Here is a 952-nt window from a genome sequence, read left to right as displayed (position 1 = left end):
ATTGAGATGCGCTATTTGCAGCGTCGGTAGTCAAGCTTGTATCGATACCAAAATAAATGTTTGCCAATACAAGTGCCCACATCGGAGCCAGCATTAGCCAGGGAACTTCTTTAATATTATTAGGGTTTTGTGATTCTGGTAGTTTTTGGAAATACGCAGCCTCTAATACCCGGCCAATATAGATTACCGCTAACAATGAGCCAGCAAGTACAAGTGCAGCAAGTACCCAATGATTTTGTTCTAGCGCTGCTGTCACCAGATACCATTTACTTACAAAACCAACGGTGAGCGGTACGCCGATTATACTCAGGCCAGCAATTGTGAATGCCGCCATGGTTAAAGGCATGTGTTTGCCCAAACCTCTGAACGCTTTTATATCAACAGAGCCTACGCGATAAAAGACGGCACCGACGGCCATAAACAAAGCTCCTTTCATGAGTGCATGGTTAAATATGTGGATAAGTCCCGCCATCAAACCTGTTACGCTGACTAAGCTCAGTCCGAGAATCATATAACCAATTTGCGCAACACTACTATAAGCAAGGACTGTTTTAACGTTGCTCTGCACGGTTGCCATGTAAGAGCACTTGAAAATTGCGACGACAGCCAAGACCATCAAAATTAGATCCATGCCCATATCGGTGAAAACATGGTCAGCCCCGAATATTGTAAAGATGAAACGAATCATCACATACACTGCAACTTTAGTCGCTGTGCTGGCCAAAAACGCGGTAACAGCTGAGGGCGCATGGGTATAAGCGGGAGGAAGCCACATATGTAATGGGAATAAAGCAAGCTTGATGCTGACGCCGACCATAATAAATGCGAGCCCGGTATTGATCGTGCGGCTGCTGTCATATACGTCGATACGGCCTGCAAGGTCTAGCATGTTAAGGGTGCCTGTCTTCATATAAAGCATGCCAACGCCTATCAGGATAAACGTTGCACCGAT

The 952-nt window shown here is 45.6% G+C and carries 1 protein-coding gene; it reads right to left on the bottom strand.

Annotated elements, in window-relative coordinates; genetic code table 11:
* On the bottom strand, positions 1-952 hold a 952-nt coding region (locus tag A3763_RS01715; protein WP_304440770.1), incomplete at both ends, for a proton-conducting transporter membrane subunit.

The organism is Oleiphilus sp. HI0128 (assembly GCF_001635365.1).
This window is presented reverse-complemented; position numbering and strand designations above follow the sequence as displayed.